Origin of the sequence: Enterococcus sp. CR-Ec1 (genome assembly GCF_002850555.1) — a bacterium.
Taxonomy (GTDB): Bacteria; Bacillota; Bacilli; order Lactobacillales; family Enterococcaceae; genus Enterococcus_D; species Enterococcus_D entomosocium.
The window spans coordinates 2,613,194-2,629,541 of record NZ_CP025223.1 but is presented as its reverse complement, the minus strand read 5'-3'; the positions used below and the strand labels follow the sequence as shown (position 1 = coordinate 2,629,541).

Below are 16,348 nucleotides of genomic sequence, written 5' to 3'. Positions count from 1 at the left end.
TAGTCATTTGTTCTTTTTTCATCTATGATAGAAAGAAAACCGCTATCACGGAGAGTTCGTTTAAGAAAAACCTGTCAAAACTGTTTGACAATGCCGTAATATCAATGGATTTGAGCAGCAATCACAGCAGGTCTGCGTTAAGGTAGAAGAAGGAGGCCAAGATGACGATTGGGGAAGCACTAAAGAACCATCGAGTCACACAACAAATGAGCCAAGAAGAAGTAGCAACAAAAATTTTAGTGACCCGCACATCGATCTCAAATTGGGAAACCGGCAAGACGGTCCCAGACAGTTTGAATTTATTAAAACTGAGTACCCTTTATGGGTGCAGTGTCGATGAGCTATTAAAAAAGGAGCGAGCAGGAATGAAAAAGAACTTTCGTACGATGACCTATGGTGCTGGATTGAAAGATGGAACGATGCGTTTGAAAATCGAGACCGATGCCAGCAAGTTTTTCCCACGAGGGGTTGAAGTCAAAGCATCCGTCGATTTAGAAACAGGAGAAGTGACCTTTTTTGTCGAGCAAGAGGATTTGGAAAAACTGAAAGCAGCTACTGAAGAAAAATAATTTTTTTTATACAGTTTTTTGCTAAATTTTGCTTGGACAAGAGAAAAAAAGTGATGGACAAAAAAACACGAGCCTACCTGCATCGTGTTTTTTTATGTGGGATGAAAGAGGACTGAGGCAATCGATGGAAGCTGATTCTGTTTTTTCTTATCTGCTATTTTCAAAGTTTGTAACGTTTAAGGGAAAGCGAAAAGATGTAAACGGATATATACAATATATAGTGAATGGATCGATTTTTATCTAAATAAAGCACAATATGTAGTATTTACTTTTTTAATAGATTGTGTAAAATAGCAGGTGTAGTGAAGAAGGAGCTGTTGTTTTTGAGAGTAACTGTATTTTGCGGTACCCGTTTAGAAAATGAGGAAAAGTTGGCAAAGACCGCTCGTGCCATCGGCAATGCCTTAGCAAAAAATCACATCGAGTTGATTTATTGCGCCCCTTTGGCTGGCTTGATGAGGGAGATCGTTAATGGGGTCTTTGAAAAAGAAGGCGCAGTGACGGGGATCTATCCATCAGGTTCCTTTGCAGAAGATTTGCCGTCAATCGTCACTGGATCAAGCACATACACCGAGTTCTATACGGATACGAGGGAGGAGCAAACACAACAATTGCTGGAAATGAGCGATGCCTACCTTGTATTACCTGGTGGATTTGGTACACTAGAGGAGTTGTCATCAATATGCTCTTTTATGACTCTTGGGAAATTGCCAGTCAAGCCAATCGGTGTGTTGATGAACGAAGTCTTGAAGGATGGACTGAAGCCACTGCTAAAAATGTTTGAAGCTTCCAGCTTTGCTTGGGCTGAACTGCCGGAAACGCTCTTTTTCCTATCTGACGTTGAGTCGTTGATCCAACGATTGGCGGCGAAGGGGTCAGGAAAGGAGTGCTTGGCAGGATGAAGCATGTCTATTTAGCTGGACCGTTTTTTCAAACGAACAAGTCGCACGACTCAAACAGGTAGAACGCAGTTTAGCTGAAAACCCACAGCCTTTGGCGGTCTATTCGCCGCGCCTGTATCAAGAAGGTTCATCTGAACCCAATACACCGGAATGGGCGAGAGAAATTTTTGAAAAAGACGTGCTGGAATTGACACGAGCCGACGTCGTCGTTGCCGTTTTGGATTACCATGAAGGAATCACTGATCCGGGAACAGCCTTTGAAATCGGCGCAGCACACGTACTAAATAAACCAGTGATCGCTTTTCAGGAAAAAGCCGCGGCGGTCAATCTGATGTTGACGGAGTCGGTACAAGCGTATTTGACTGATTTGACGGCACTAAGAGCGTACGATTTTGAAGAGATGGCGCACCGAGCATTTGTCGGTGACTATATTTAATAAAGGATGGATGAATGTGTTATTAATCGCAGGTACGATCGGGGCAGGAAAAAGCAGTTTGACTGATTTTTTATCGAAGGAAATGGCGTCGAAGCCTTTTTATGAAAACGTGGAGGACAACGATGTTCTGCCATTGTTTTATTCCAATCCAGAACGATACGCCTTTTTATTGCAGATTTTTTTCTTAAACAAAAGTTTTTTAGGGATGCGAGAAGCTTTGTCGAATGATGACAATGTCATTGATCGCTCCATCTATGAGGACAGTTTGATGTTTCATCTAAATGCGGATCTAGGTCGAATCGCACCGATGGAGGTCGAACAATACGATAACCTGTTGAATACGATGTTGCGGGAATTGGAAGAATCAGCGCCATTGAAACATCCAGATCTAATGGTTCATATTAAGGTTTCCTTGGATACAATGATTGAACGGATCAACAAACGTGGTCGTTCCTATGAACAAATTGCCAACGATCCGACATTGTACGACTATTACAAAGAGTTGAATCAGCGATACGATGAATGGTATGAAAACTTTGACGTTTGTCCGAAAATGCAAATTGATGGGGATCAATTGGACTTTGTTGCCAATGAAGACAACCTCATGGTGATCCTCGAGATGATCCAAGAAAAATTGGCGGAAGTCCGTCAGACCCATGGCAAAGGCCACTATTGTACGGACAAAGCCATCGCAAAAGGTGATTTTTCTAAGAAAAACGCAGCATCTGTGACAAGCTGACCCAGCAGTTGAGACAGCTTACGAAAAAAACAAGTGTCTTATCGACAATGGGAGGGAGCAAGGCGATGAATGTTGAACGATTTATTGAAGCGAGGAAACAGGCGGGCTTCTCGCAGCAAGAACTTTCGGAAGGAATCTGTACGCAAGCCACTTTGAGTAAATTTGAAAACAACGGTCAAGCACCGTCCCTCAAAATTTTGATCAAATTGTGTAATCGGATCGGCTTGCCATTGGTCGACTTGTTTTCTTCCATGAATGTCGCAACGACCAAAATCAAGGAAGAATTGGCAAAAGCCGAATTCTACTTGATCACGAGCGAGTATGAACAGTTGGCTGCATTGTTAAGTCAAATCGAAGTGAAGTTGATCGATGAACCAGCATTAAAAGCGCAATATGATTATTTAAAAGGCTTTGAAATGATTTTTAATGAAGCTGCGATTACCGATGTCTTGTTTCAATTCGATCAGTTATTGATGAATGAAACGGCGGAGGAATTGTTTGATCTCTTAGCTTATACTGGGATCGGTTTGGTGTATGCCAGAGAAGAGGAATGGGCAAAGGCTGAGTTTTATGTGACGAAGGTCTTTGAGAAAATTTATACCTATCCGATCAAAACGATCGAAGACACGTGGCGGGTGTTGAACATCGTTTTTCATTGCGGCGTCTTTTATGCCAAAGTCGATGATTTGGAAACTAGTGATACCTTGTTGAATTATGTGTTGGCGATTTGTTCCGACAATCATTTGACCTACTACTTGGCTCGCGCGGCAGCCCAACTGACCGAAAATGCCATTCGTGAACAACAGCCGAAAGAAACAATTTTGGAAATGTTACACGATGCACGAGCGTATGCCAAAATCAATAAAAATGTAAAATTATTGGCGCATTTAAAAGCGGTCGAAGAAACGATTGATTAAAAATATATTTTCGACAAAAAAGTTTTGTTGCGCAAATGCTTGATAACTAGCAGTCCTTTCGACGAAGGGACTGCTTTTTTGAATTTTCTTTATATAAAAAAATATATAATCGTGTTGACAAAAAAATATATCGGGAGTATTCTTTAATTGTGAAAAAACTAACATAATTTGAGGTATATCGTTTTTAGGAGAAGGGATTTTATGAAGACAGCAGTGAGAGAAGCCGCTCGCACGATTCAGCGGATGGGCACGTCCATTGAGTTAAAAGTCGCTCATACAAAACCAGAAAGTGTACTGGACGAGCTGGAGACCCAACTGAAAGTATACGACCATCGCTTTAGTGCCAATGATCCGCGATCGGAATTGAATCAGCTGAATCAGTTAGCAGGACAAAAGGGGCTTGTGCTTGATCCAGAATTGTACCAGCTGATCGAAATCGGCAAACATCATAGCTGTGCTCCCCACAGTCAGCTGAATATTGCCATCGGTCCACTGGTCCAAGCATGGCGCATCGGGTTTGAAGATGCCCGCATCGTATCAAAGACGCAGGTCAAAGAATTGCTTGCGCTAACAGACCCGCAACAGATCCAATTGGCAGCAGGCAAGGTTTTTTTGAAAAAAGCTGGAATGAGGATCGACCTCGGAGCATTAGCAAAAGGCTACATCGCTGATAAGTTACGCACCCATTGCCAAGCCCGTGGAGCAGCGTATGGATTGATCAACTTAGGCGGAAATATTGTCTGTTTCGGCGCTGCACCAAATCATTCGGACGGGCATTGGCGGATCGGGATCCGAGATCCCAAAGGCGGTCGGGCAGACACCTTGGGCATTCTGCCAATCAAGGACCAAACCGTCGTCACTTCGGGGATCTATGAGCGGGTCTTGACCACCGCTGAAGGAACGTATCATCATTTGATTGATCCTCAGAGTGGCTTTCCCATCGAATGTGGGTATTTGAGCATCACGATCGTTGCAGCGACATCGTTACTGGGGGAAATCTGGACTTCGCGCTTGTTTGGCAAGCCCATTCCAGTTGTTTTGCAAGAGATTCAGCAGCAGCCAGAAATCGAAGGAATCATCGTAACCAAAGAAAATGAAGTCATTGCCTCTAAAGGCATTCAGGCAAGACTTTTAAGATAGCCCAACCAGAAAGGAAGAGACAGGATGAAATTTATCGGATTCGTGGGAACCAATACCACTCGTTCCACCAATCGTACGTTGTTGCAGTTTATGAAAAAAATGTTTGCCAATGAGGCAGAGATCGAACTAGTCGAGATCAAAGATCTTCCAATGTTCAACAAACCAGAATCAAAGGAGTTGCCCGTACAAGTAACCCAGCTTGCCGAAAAAATCGCAGCAGCAGACGGTGTGATTATCAGTACACCAGAATACGATCATGCCGTACCCGCAGCGTTGATCAATGCCCTGAACTGGTTGTCCTATGGAATTTTCCCTTTTGTTGACAAGCCAGTGATGATCACTGGTGCTTCTTATGGGACGTTAGGTTCTTCTCGTGCCCAAGCCCATCTAAGACAGATTCTGGACTCTCCAGAGTTAAAAGCACGGATCATGCCTAGCTCTGAATTTCTATTAGGTCATTCGCTGCAAGCGTTTGACGAGCAAGGCAACTTGATCGATGAAGAGCAGACCCAAAAACTGCAAGGACTGTTCAACGATTTTCTATTATTTGTAAAAATTACCAGCCAGTTGCAGCACGCCCATGCCGCTAATCAAAAAGAAGCTGCTGAATTTTCATGGGAAACCATCTAATCGCAAAAGATAGGAGCGTAAAGACAATGAAATTGATCGGAATCGTCGGATCAGCCGCTGAAGTCTCCACCAATCGTCAGCTGCTGAACTTTATCAAAAAGCAATACAAAAAGGAATTCACGTTAGAACTTGTAGAGATCAAAGACTTTCCTCTCTTTAATCAAGAGGAAGATCAAACCCAAAGCCCAGCCATCCAGCGTTTGAATCGGCAATTGCTGATGGCAGACGGTGTGATCATTGCTACACCAGAGCACAACCATACCGTGACGGCAGGACTGAAAAGCTTGCTAGAATGGCTTTCATTCAAGATCCATCCTCTGGAAAACAAACCAGTGATGATCGTGGGTGCCTCTTACTACGATCAAGGAACTTCAAGGGCTCAGCTGCATCTGCGCCAGATTTTGGACGCACCGGGAGTCAATGCTTTAGTGATGCCAGGGAATGAGTTTTTGTTGGGCAAAGCCAAAGAAGCTTTCGATGAAGCGGGTGATTTGATCGATGCCCGAACGGTTGCTTTTTTAGATGCGACGATCAACAGCTTCTTGCAATTTATCAAAGTCGTTTCTGCCTTAGCGGGTCCCAAACAATTGCCGCCCGAAGACCTCTACGCCACAGGGAAAATCGCAACCACCGTGGAAGGGGTGGATATGTATGATGATCAATGGCTGGAAAAAGCCGCTGAAGCAGTCGGTGCTGTTTCTGGCAATACCTACGTCAAACTAAATCGCGGCTTGCTGACAGTCGATCAGATCAATTACTTCTTAGATTCGATGCCGATGGAATTGACATTTGCCGATAGCAACAACCAATTCTTGTATTACAATCTGCGCGAAGAAGCCCAAAATATGCTAGCAGCACGTGTGCCAGGACAAGTCGGCAATCCATTAGCAAAATGCCATCCTGAAAAATCCTTCAAAAATGTTGAGTGGGTGATCCAACAGCTGCGCAGTGGGGCAACCGACGCGGTTCGGGTCCATGTGCCGAAACAGGTGCCAGAAAAATACATCGTCCACAATTATCAAGCGATGCACGATGAAAACGGCGAATATGCGGGGATCAACGAATACATCCTTGATTTCAAGCCAATCATCGAATGGTATTTGCAACAAACCGGTCAAAAACTTGTCGGCAATGAAGACGCCATTTCCAGTGCTTCTGTGCACCAAGAACCGACCGATGCGGTCACTAGTGCCAGTACTCATGACGCACCTGCAGCAGATGCGGTCACCAGCGCTTCAGTGAAATAAGGGTTGTATAAAGGGAGAGAAGGAATCGCTAGAAGCATTCGCTTGCAATCAGTTGCCAAGCGAATGCTTCTCTTTTTGCTGCTTTTTCATGAATAAACGGTTTTCTATGAGCGATTGAGTTGATCAAGGACATCATTGCGAGGATTTCACAAAGTTTCTAAAAAAAATTTGCATATTCATCTTTTGCTTCGTATACTAGTTTAGGACGTTGCTTATAAAACGGCTGTATCATCGTACATATTTTTTGATAGGAGGAATTGCATGAAAGACAAACGAAAAGTCTTGCGTCCGTTAGGATCAGGGTTTGCGATGGCGGTTCCTTTGTTTATAGGGATCCTCGTTCAGGACCCTTTGATAAGTTCTGTGGGGGCGATGGGGGCTTTTTCCTACTTGGCTTTTCAACATCGGTCCCTTTTTTATAATCTGCGCGCCATTTTGACCCACGGCGCTGCGCTGCTGCTGGCATTTATTTTAGGCGCTGGGACAGCACTGATTCCCTGGAGCGCACCTTTTATCATCGGTGCGTTATCGTTTTCTGCGTTTTTGTTGTCAAAAGTGATGCGGATCCCCAAGCCCGATTATTTCTTCGTGTTGATGCTTTATGCCACCGGCTTTAATTTTCACGCAGCGCACCTTGGAGAGATCTTGCACCACAGTTCCTATTTGCTTTATGGCATCGCAGGCTCACTGCTTGCTGGACTGGTGATTTCGTTGGCTGAACAGCTGCCGTTGAAAGAAGAAAAAACGGCCTTTCAACAACTGAGCTTGCACGAGAAATATTCGCTAGCATTATCTCAGCAACCAGAAATGGTCATCAAGGCGCTGCACTTTTCTTTGATATTGTTCATTGCGACCTACATTGCCTATCTGTTGCGGGACAGCAACGGGTATTGGATCTTGATTTCCGCTGCTGCCGTATTGGCAGGGGAACATATGGAAAAAATCAAAAATCGCACGATCGGCAGGGTACTGGGAGGAATCGTAGGGCTGCTGCTGGGTTTCTTATTGATGTCCTTGCATATGCCCCTTGAAGCGATCGCAGTTGTCTTGATCATTCTAAACATATTGACGGAGTTTTTTATGCCAGTCAATTATACCGTTGCTAATTTCTTTACCAACCCACAAGTCCTGCTGTTAATGACGATCGGTACTAGTTTTACGCCACTGAAATTGATCCCATTGCGTTTTTCAGGGGCATTGATTGGCAGCGTGCTGGCAATGCTGTTGATCTTTCTAATGGATTGGGCAGTAAAGCAAATGGAGCAAGCGCTGGGAAATAAGCAAGAAGACACGACGGATCAAACACAATAGAATGCACCATCATCGATAAGCAAGAGCAGCTGCTCTTGCTTTTTTTGCATCTGATTCTCTAGCTAAACGTTTTCTCCATCGGATAGGAAAAATAAGGAAAATATGAAATAATCGAGCAAAGATTCCTAATTCGAAATAGAAGCGTTTACATTTTTGCAAACTAAAGTGGCAGAAACATCTACTTTTTTTGTTGTAAGCGAAATCATATACTCAAATCAGAGAAGGAGAGAAAGTTGTGAAAAAACGAATCGTAGATGTTTTGCATCGCCTGTTGGTGACTGATTATCCACTATCCATCGAGCAACTGGCAGAAGAGACCGCAGCGAGTGGGCGGACGATCCGCAATGATTTGAATGAGATCAACACGTTTCTCGCTGACTTACACATCGGACCGGTCCAAACCCTTCGAGGAAAGGGCATCCTTTTGAAAATGCCCTCAAAGCAGCAAGCCATCGTTTGGCAGGCATTACAGGCACAACAGTCGGAATATATGACCCGTGAAGAGCGTAGTTTTGATCTGCTACTGCATCTGACATTTTCAAAAGAGATCCTGGTGTTGAATAAAAAAGAAGAAGCGTACCAGATATCGAAAAGCAGCATGGATGAAGACATGCGCCGTTTGCGGGCGGACATCAATAAATATGGCATTGAGATCATTAGTCTAGGAAAAAAGGACTGCGGTTGAATGGATCGGAACGAGCGATTCGGACGATGATTTTTGACATCATCAATCAGCGGATCGGTAGGCTGCCACTTGATAAACAGACCCCAGATTTAGTCTTTACAAAATTGCTTTATCGCTATTTGCCGCAAAAAGAAATCAAACAGATCCAACAAGTGATGCAAGCAGTGTTGCCGCCAAATCAAAATGAGTTGTACAGCAGCCAAATCTTATTGTTTACCGCCATTTGGCTGATGCGCATCAGAATGAAGGAATTTATCACTCGCATGAACTGGTCTACTTCCAGCAATCCGCTCCAAGGGTCAGCCTATATCCAGGCGATCGCTGAAACCTTTTCGATCGAGCCACCAGAAATCGAAGTCAACTATCTTTCTTTCATCATCGAATCACTGAATTTTAAAGATTTGTCCAATTCCATCGAATGGGCGCATGCGCAACTCTTGTCGCTGCAGCTGATCCAATTTGTGGAATGCCAAACCAAGATCCCTTTTAGTAAAAAGGAAGAAGAGTTGTTAGAGGGATTGTATAAACATATGGCAGCGCTGATCGTTCGAGCCAAGAGCGGCATTCAAGTACCCAATCCGATCAAAGAGACCGTTCGCAAAAATTATGGACAAATCTACCAAGCCGTCAAGGGATTCGCCCCCACGATCGAAGAGATCGTCGGTCAACCACTATCAGAAGATGAACTGACATTTCTCGTGATTCATTTTTCTACAGCCCTAAGTTCATTGAACCACGAGATTATTACGATCTATAAGGCGGTCGTCGTCTGTAACCATGGAATGGCAACCGGCAATCTGCTGGCAGCCAGCCTCAAGGAGAAGTTTCCAGAAGTAGAAGTTGCGGCAGTCTTGAATTCACAAGAAGTCAATTTGATCACGAAATTCGATGTGGATCTGGTTTTTTCAACCTATGAGATCGATTATCGAGAAAAGCCGGTATTACTGATCCCACCGATCATCAATGAAGAAAATCACCAAGTGATCCGCCGTTTCTTAAAAAACAATGAACAATTCAAGCGGATCGCCTTTGACCAAAAAAATGCCACGCTGTTCTTCAATCAATTGCTTACAGTCATTGAAGAAAGCGGTGGAACGGTCGATGCTGCCGCCTATCGCAAATTGACACATTTGTTTGAACAAAATCAATTAGCCATTAATGCAAGGGAGATTCAGCCAATGTTAAAAGATGTTTTATCCGCTAGTCATATTCAATTAAATGTTCCTGTTCAAAATTGGGAAGAAGCCATTGAACGCTCTGCGCAGCCGCTAGTAAAAGAACAGATCATCGAAAAACGCTATATCGAGGCAATGGTTGCGGCGGTGGAGGAATACGGTCCTTATATCGTCATTGGCAAACATTTGGCGCTGGCGCATGCACGACCAGAAGATGGCGCCCAGCAGTTGGGTGTGAGTGTCCTCACCTTGGCGCCGCCAGTCGCATTTGGGAACCCAGAAATGGACCCCGTCAAAATCATTTTTTGCTTGGCTGCGGTGGACTCCTACTCTCATCTTGCCATCATGAAGGAATTGATCGAACTGATCAATGATGAAGAAAAAGTCACGCAGTTGCTGGATTGCTCTACGATTGAAGCTTTTCAATCATTGCTATTTTCATAAAAAAAAGAAAAGGGGAAAAATCATGAACAAATTATCGATCTTATTCGTATGCGGTGCAGGTCTTGGCAGCAGCTTTGCGGCTCAGATGTCAACAGAAGATGTCTTAACGAAATTAGGAGTGGAGGCGAAATTGGATCATGTCGATATCTCATCAGCGGTATCAATGAAACCAGACATCATCATTACGGCAGAGAATTTCCGAACGCAATTTGAAAAGTTTGCCTTGGACCCGACAACCGCAATCATTTATTTGCGCAACATCGTTTCAAAACCAGAAATCGAAGAAAAAATCACCCCAGTATTAACGGAAAAAGGCGCACTGTAAGGAAGAGGCATGACGAAGGGAGTTTGAAAAAATGGGCATCATCAATTTTATCATTGATAATATTTTAACGCAGGCATCGATCACGATCGCTTTGATCGCGATGCTAGGGCTGTTGCTTCAGAAAAAGTCAGCAGGTCAAGTCATTTCAGGAAGTTTGAAGACTCTATTGGGCTTCCAGGTTTTAAGCGCTGGTTCTAGCATCATCGTCGGTAGTTTGACCTATTTCGGCGAGATTTTCACAGAAGGATTCGACATGCAAGGCATAATTCCTTCCATCGAAGCCATCAACGGGCAAGCGATGAATGAGTTGGGCTTGGGTCGGGACATAGCGCTGACATTTTTAGCCATCTTTGTTTTTAATATTTTATTGGCACGCTTTACAAAATGGAAATATATTTTCTTGACGGGTCAAGCCATTTTATGGATGGCGACCATGACGACGGTCTTTGGCTATTTCGCTGGTTTACGGGGCGTTGTCTTGATTCTTGTCGGTGGGTTGATTGGGGCGATCTTTGCCGTAGCGATGCCAGCGATGGCTCAGCCCATCATCCGCAAAGTCACTGGGTCAGACGACATTGCTCTCGGACATTTCTGTACGATCGGCTACCTCTTTGAAGCAGGCGTTGCCTATCTGTTTGGAGAAAGAGGCGAGAAGAAAAAATCGATCGAAGACATCAAACTGCCACGTTCTTTTGAATTTTTACAAGATACCTATCTTTCTGTCATGGTCGTGATGGTTCCACTGTATATCGTGACGGTCTTGTTTGCTGGAGAAACCTTTGCTTCTACGCTTTCTGGTGATCAAAATTACATCATGTATGCCTTCTTGCAAGCCATTCAATTCGTGGTTGGGGTCTATGTTTTGCTAGCTGGCGTTCGGTTGCTCTTAGGCGAGATCGTCCCTGCATTTCGTGGGATCGCCATGAAATTGGTGCCTGATGCAAAACCAGCACTCGATTGCCCAGTGTTCTTCCCATATAGCCCCAATGCAGTTATTTTAGGCTTCATTACTACAACGATTGGGACAGTCATCGCCATGTTCGTTTTACCAGTCTTTGGCTTGGCGATGATCTTGCCGGGGATGCTGACGAACTTCTTTGCCGGCGGTACCGCTGGGATCTTCGGCAATGCGGTCGGTGGACGTCGAGGGGCGATCATCGGAGGGATCTTTCACGGATTCTTCATCACATTACTGCCAGCCCTACTTGTAACGATCTTCAATCAAATGGGCTTTGTTAACGCTACTGCAACTGATGTGGATACCGTTACGGCAGCCTTGCTATATGCTTGGATCATCAGTCCCTTATTGAAAAACTTTTAATCGCTAGGAGGAAGACCTATGTTCTCTTTTTTCAAAAAAGAAAAAAAGCCCACAGAAACACCAGCGGTTCCTTTGACCGCTGAAGAAAGCCAAGAGGCAGAAGCGCTTATTAAAACTTTAGAAAGTCAGTTGCAAGCAGAAACTGACATCGACGAACAAGCAAAATTGTATGAAGCGTTAGGCTTAGCCCAGGCAAAACTTTCCCGCACAGAAGAAGCGATCGACGCATTGGAAAAAAGCTTGCAGGCGAAAAAATCGATCGGGGACGGCTACAAAAAACTGATGTCCCTTTACAATGCTCAGCGTGCCGCCGCCGCACGAAACGGCGACGATGCAAAGATCGACTATTACATGGACAAAATGGAAGAAATGCGGCAAATCGCCAAACAACTTACGATCAGCGGCAATTAAACTAGACGAGGTGGAATCAAGGATGTATACAACATTAAAAGAAGTAACGAAAACAGCAGAAGCATTGAATTTTACAGTGGGGGCTTTTAATACCCATAATTTAGAAATGCTGCCAAGTATGCTGCGGGCAGCCAAAGAGATGGGGGCACCCATCATCATTCAAACAAGTATCGATACGGCGAAATACATCGGCTATGATGTCTTGGTCAATGTCGTCAAAACGATTGCCGATCACGAGCTAGTAGATGCTGTCTTGCATTTGGATCATGCCAGAGATTTCGATGAGATCAAAGCGGCGATTGATAGCGGCTATAGCTCGGTGATGTATGATGGCTCGCATTTGCCCTTCAAAGAAAACATTTTGAAAACGCGCGCAGTCGTAGAATACGCCCATGCCCATGGGGTGTCCGTCGAAGGAGAACTAGGAACGATCGGCGGCACAGAAGAAGGCATTCATGTGGAAGAAGACGATAAAGTCTTCACACGCCCAGAAGATGCAGTAGAATTTGTCGCTGCTACTGGCGTCGATGCGCTAGCCATCGCTATCGGAACCAATCACGGCCAATTCCGCTCCAAAACCGAAGTGAATGTTGCGTTATTGAAGGAGATCCATGCAGTCGTCGACGTGCCGCTAGTCATTCATGGAGGAACTGGCGTCAAAGAAGAAGATTATCCTGAATTGATCAATAACGGCATTCGCAAGTTTAATGTAGGTACTGAATTGTTGGTCAATTGGACGAAGATTGCGAAAGAAAATTTTGGGGCAACGGAAGTCAACAAATCATTGCGCCACAACGTGATCCCATCCAATGAAGCCATCAAAGAAATCGTCAAGCACAAGATCGGCCTTTTCATGAATACGAAAGCGCCGACTGCGATCGGCAAATAGATGGTACGCAAAAAGATGCTTGTTTTATTGGCAGGCAGTCCTGGGACTGGAAAAAGTTATTTACTGAATCTGCTGAAGGCACGTTTTCCCGATCTTTTCGCTCTTACGCCAGATGAAATCAAAGAGTGCTATGCCGAATCCCTTGGCTTTGATTCATTGGCAGAAAAAGCCCAGATCGAAAAACAGTATGTTTGGCCTTTTTACTATCAGGCATTGGGCTTGTATATGTCTCTAGGAAAACGCTTGGTGGTCTCGGAATACCCCTTTAGTGAAAAGCAGAAGCCCTTGCTGACTTTTCTCGCTCAAAGTTATGGCTACGACTGCTTGACCATACGTTTGACTGCCTCGTTTGAAACCTTATGGGAAAGACGTTTCATACGTGATCGAGCGGATGACCGTCATTTGAGTTTTATCATGGAACGATACCATTACGGGGATGTGCTGGAAGATAGACATGCTGCAACCAACCATATAACCAAAGAAGCGTTTCGGCAAATCATCACCGATCGCCGTTACGATGACTTTCAGTTAGGGGAGCTTATCGAAGTCAATGTGGAAGATTACAAGCAAGTGGATTATCGTCCGTTGATCGAGAGAATCGCAATTGAGCTAAGTAAATAAGCAAAGCAGTGGGCGTTATACCTGTTCTAGGTACATGCCAACTGCTTTTTTTTATGAGCTATTTCTCATGACTCAGCTTTTGGGGAAGTTTAGCTGTCAAAGCAAGACGGATTGTTTCTTATGTCTCAGAAGACTTTCTTTTGCAAAACCGCCGATTTCCTCTAGAATAAGAAGCATAACAGAGAAATGGAAAAGGCGGGGAATGGATGAAAGATTATTTTGCGCAATACAAACGCCTGTTATCGATCGCTGAAGCAGGTTTGTACTATGGCAAAGATGTGTACGATAAGGAACGATACCAAGAAATCAAAGAGTTGGCATTGCATTTGATGAGTACCGTCGTGGATCAAGACGCAGCTGCGTTGACCCTTTTAATAGAAAAAAATGAGGGGTATCCTACACCTAAAGTCGACGTACGAGCATTGATCCAAAAAGACGAAAAAATCTTGCTAGTGGAAGACAGCCTGACGAAAGAATGGTCACTGCCGGGTGGCTATGCAGAGATTGGCTTGACGCCTCGGGAAAACATCAAAAAAGAAGTGCTGGAAGAAACCGGTTTGCTAGTAGAGGTGAAGGAGCTGCGAGCAATTTTTGATACGAATCTAAGACAAGACATTCCGCAAGTGTTTCAATACTATAAGTTGGTCTTTGAATGTGAGGTTCTGGCAGGGGACTTTATCAAAAACAGTGAAACCTCCAACAGCGATTACTTTGCGTTGAACGAGTTGCCAAAGCTTTCCATCAAGCGCACCACCAAGGAACAGCTGGAGCAATTGGTGAATGAGAAGTCGTTACACGTTGATTAGAAACAACTAAGGGTAAGATGTTGGAAAAAGCGTTTTATTGGTTTTTTTAACCGGATAATATTTACTTGCAGATAAAGTTGGTTTATGATTGATTTCGTCGTTTTCATTATAAAAAAATCAAGCAATGGCGACACCTTTGCTTGATTGCTGGAGGAGTAAAAATGAAGAATCAAATCAATTCCTTTTTTGGGCTAGATACCTTACAAACAACGGTCAAACGAGAAATCTTAGCTGGTTTCACCACCTTTATCTCAATGGCCTATATTTTATTCGTCAATCCAACGGTCCTCGGGGCATCTGGGATGGACGAAGGTGCCGTCTTTACAGCAACGGCGTTAGCCAGTGCATTGGGCTGTATCTTGATGGGGGTTTTAGCAAAATACCCGATCGCTACAGCACCCGCATTAGGGATCAACGCCTTCTTTTCTTATTCAGTTTGTATTGGAATGGGGGTTCCATGGCAAACAGCATTAGCGGGTGTGTTTGTGGCATCACTGATTTTCATCGTGATCACGATCTTCAAATTACGGGAGCTGATCATTGATGCGATCCCTGCTGATTTAAAATACGCCATCTCTGGCGGGATCGGTCTGTTCATCGCCTTTTTGGGACTGAGCGAAGGCGGGATCATCGTTTCCGACGATTCGACCCTTGTGGCACTAGGTTCATTGAGTGTCGGTACGACGTGGCTGACGATTTTTGGTCTAGTGATCACTGCCGTCTTGATGGTTCGCCGAGTTCCTGGTGGAATTTTTATCGGGATGGCCGCAACAACTGTTTTAGGTCTTTTGACTGGCTTGATCCAAGCACCATCCAGTATCGTTTCTGCTGCACCAAGTATTTCTTCCACATTCTTAGTGGCGCTAAACCATGTAGGAGACATCAACTCCCTGCAAATGTGGGTCGTAGTACTGACTTTCTTACTCGTCACTTTCTTTGATACCGCAGGCACCTTGGTGGGGCTTGCCAACCAAGCAGGCTTCATGAAAGACAACAAAATGCCACGAGTCGGCAAAGCACTTGCTTCTGACTCCACTGCCATGCTCGCCGGTTCTTTATTAGGGACCTCACCAGTAGGGGCGTATGTGGAATCTTCCGCTGGGATCGCCGTGGGCGGTCGTTCTGGCTTGACTGCTGTGACGACTGGAATTTTCTTCTTGTTCGGCTTGTTCTTTTCACCATTGCTATCCGTTGTTACTTCCCAAGTGACGGCACCAGCACTGATCGTCGTAGGTGTGCTGATGGCACAATCGCTACGAGAAATCAAATGGCACGAAATGGAAATCGCAATCCCAGCCTTCTTGATTCTACTAGGCATGCCGTTGACCTACAGCATCTCCGATGGGATCGCCTTGGGCTTCATCTTTTACCCAATCACCATGTTAGCAGCCAAACGCGGCAAAGAAGTCTCACCAATCATGTACGGCTTGTTCTTTGTCTTTCTTGGGTTTATGTGGATTTTGAATGTGTGAGGGACGTTTTAATGTAAACTTAGGATAGGATCTCTACTAATAAAAAAACCAGTTAAGCGTGGCTTAGCTGGTTTTTTTATTATATGTCGCTTGCTATAAAAATGTTCAGAATCCAATAATGGTTTACTATCCGTGGTTTATCTGCTGACGAATCATGGCGGTGTATTGCTTAAAAAATATGCTCAATGATCTGATCGATCTTCGCCATAGCTTGTAAAGGGAGATTTTAGTTTCTCTACCATTCATTGATTGTAAGATTACTTTGAAGTGAAGCTTCATTCCAAAACCGCCCAACCCAACAATTTTTA

General features: G+C 44.3%; 15 protein-coding genes and 2 pseudogenes. All 17 read left to right on the top strand.

Annotation, left to right across the window (positions count from 1 at the left end; all coding sequences use genetic code 11):
* The first annotated feature begins 161 nt into the window (after positions 1 to 161).
* The gene (locus CXM95_RS12605; protein ID WP_008379091.1) at positions 162 to 569 is read left to right on the top strand and encodes a helix-turn-helix domain-containing protein; all 408 of its coding nucleotides are present in this window, start codon (positions 162 to 164) and stop codon (positions 567 to 569) included.
* A 323-nt stretch (positions 570 to 892) separates the two neighbouring features.
* The gene (locus CXM95_RS12595; protein ID WP_101699226.1) at positions 893 to 1,471 is read left to right on the top strand and encodes an LOG family protein; all 579 of its coding nucleotides are present in this window, start codon (positions 893 to 895) and stop codon (positions 1,469 to 1,471) included.
* A 79-nt stretch (positions 1,472 to 1,550) separates the two neighbouring features.
* Positions 1,551 to 1,907: pseudogene (locus CXM95_RS12590) on the top strand (nucleoside 2-deoxyribosyltransferase); the annotation flags it as partial.
* A 16-nt stretch (positions 1,908 to 1,923) separates the two neighbouring features.
* Complete coding sequence (locus CXM95_RS12585; RefSeq protein ID WP_005225447.1) at positions 1,924 to 2,646, top strand: deoxynucleoside kinase; 723 nt, start codon at positions 1,924 to 1,926, stop codon at positions 2,644 to 2,646.
* 65 nt (positions 2,647 to 2,711) lie between these two features.
* On the top strand, positions 2,712 to 3,563 hold the full coding sequence (locus tag CXM95_RS12580) for a helix-turn-helix domain-containing protein (RefSeq protein ID WP_142973744.1): 852 nt from the start codon (positions 2,712 to 2,714) through the stop codon (positions 3,561 to 3,563).
* 201 nt (positions 3,564 to 3,764) lie between these two features.
* Positions 3,765 to 4,703, top strand: coding sequence for an FAD:protein FMN transferase (locus CXM95_RS12575; RefSeq protein WP_101699225.1), 939 nt, complete (start codon positions 3,765 to 3,767; stop codon positions 4,701 to 4,703).
* Between the two features lie 24 nt (positions 4,704 to 4,727).
* The gene (locus tag CXM95_RS12570) at positions 4,728 to 5,333 is read left to right on the top strand and encodes an NADPH-dependent FMN reductase (protein ID WP_086297474.1); all 606 of its coding nucleotides are present in this window, start codon (positions 4,728 to 4,730) and stop codon (positions 5,331 to 5,333) included.
* Between the two features lie 26 nt (positions 5,334 to 5,359).
* Positions 5,360 to 6,580, top strand: coding sequence for an NAD(P)H-dependent oxidoreductase (locus CXM95_RS12565; protein WP_042890446.1), 1,221 nt, complete (start codon positions 5,360 to 5,362; stop codon positions 6,578 to 6,580).
* A 261-nt stretch (positions 6,581 to 6,841) separates the two neighbouring features.
* Entirely contained in the window at positions 6,842 to 7,891 is a 1,050-nt protein-coding gene (locus CXM95_RS12555) for an FUSC family protein (RefSeq protein WP_086297470.1), read from the top strand.
* A 235-nt stretch (positions 7,892 to 8,126) separates the two neighbouring features.
* Positions 8,127 to 10,195: pseudogene (locus CXM95_RS12550) on the top strand (BglG family transcription antiterminator).
* A gap of 22 nt (positions 10,196 to 10,217) precedes the next feature.
* Positions 10,218 to 10,520 (top strand): PTS sugar transporter subunit IIB, encoded by a 303-nt coding sequence (locus CXM95_RS12545; RefSeq protein ID WP_005225455.1) that lies wholly within the window; start codon positions 10,218 to 10,220, stop codon positions 10,518 to 10,520.
* 31 nt (positions 10,521 to 10,551) lie between these two features.
* On the top strand, positions 10,552 to 11,841 hold the full coding sequence (locus CXM95_RS12540; RefSeq protein ID WP_008379073.1) for a PTS sugar transporter subunit IIC: 1,290 nt from the start codon (positions 10,552 to 10,554) through the stop codon (positions 11,839 to 11,841).
* An 18-nt stretch (positions 11,842 to 11,859) separates the two neighbouring features.
* Positions 11,860 to 12,252 (top strand): hypothetical protein, encoded by a 393-nt coding sequence (locus CXM95_RS12535; protein ID WP_005234663.1) that lies wholly within the window; start codon positions 11,860 to 11,862, stop codon positions 12,250 to 12,252.
* Between the two features lie 22 nt (positions 12,253 to 12,274).
* Positions 12,275 to 13,141, top strand: a complete 867-nt coding sequence (locus CXM95_RS12530) for a class II fructose-bisphosphate aldolase (RefSeq protein ID WP_005234664.1) — start codon at positions 12,275 to 12,277, stop codon at positions 13,139 to 13,141.
* Positions 13,142 to 13,762 (top strand): zeta toxin family protein, encoded by a 621-nt coding sequence (locus tag CXM95_RS12525; RefSeq protein ID WP_005234665.1) that lies wholly within the window; start codon positions 13,142 to 13,144, stop codon positions 13,760 to 13,762.
* A gap of 206 nt (positions 13,763 to 13,968) precedes the next feature.
* Positions 13,969 to 14,568, top strand: coding sequence for an NUDIX hydrolase N-terminal domain-containing protein (locus CXM95_RS12520; RefSeq protein WP_016613623.1), 600 nt, complete (start codon positions 13,969 to 13,971; stop codon positions 14,566 to 14,568).
* Positions 14,569 to 14,729: 161 nt separating this feature from the next.
* A complete protein-coding gene (locus tag CXM95_RS12515; protein WP_008379064.1) occupies positions 14,730 to 16,040 on the top strand; it encodes an NCS2 family permease in 1,311 nt (436 codons plus the stop codon).
* The last annotated feature ends 308 nt before the right edge of the window (positions 16,041 to 16,348 follow it).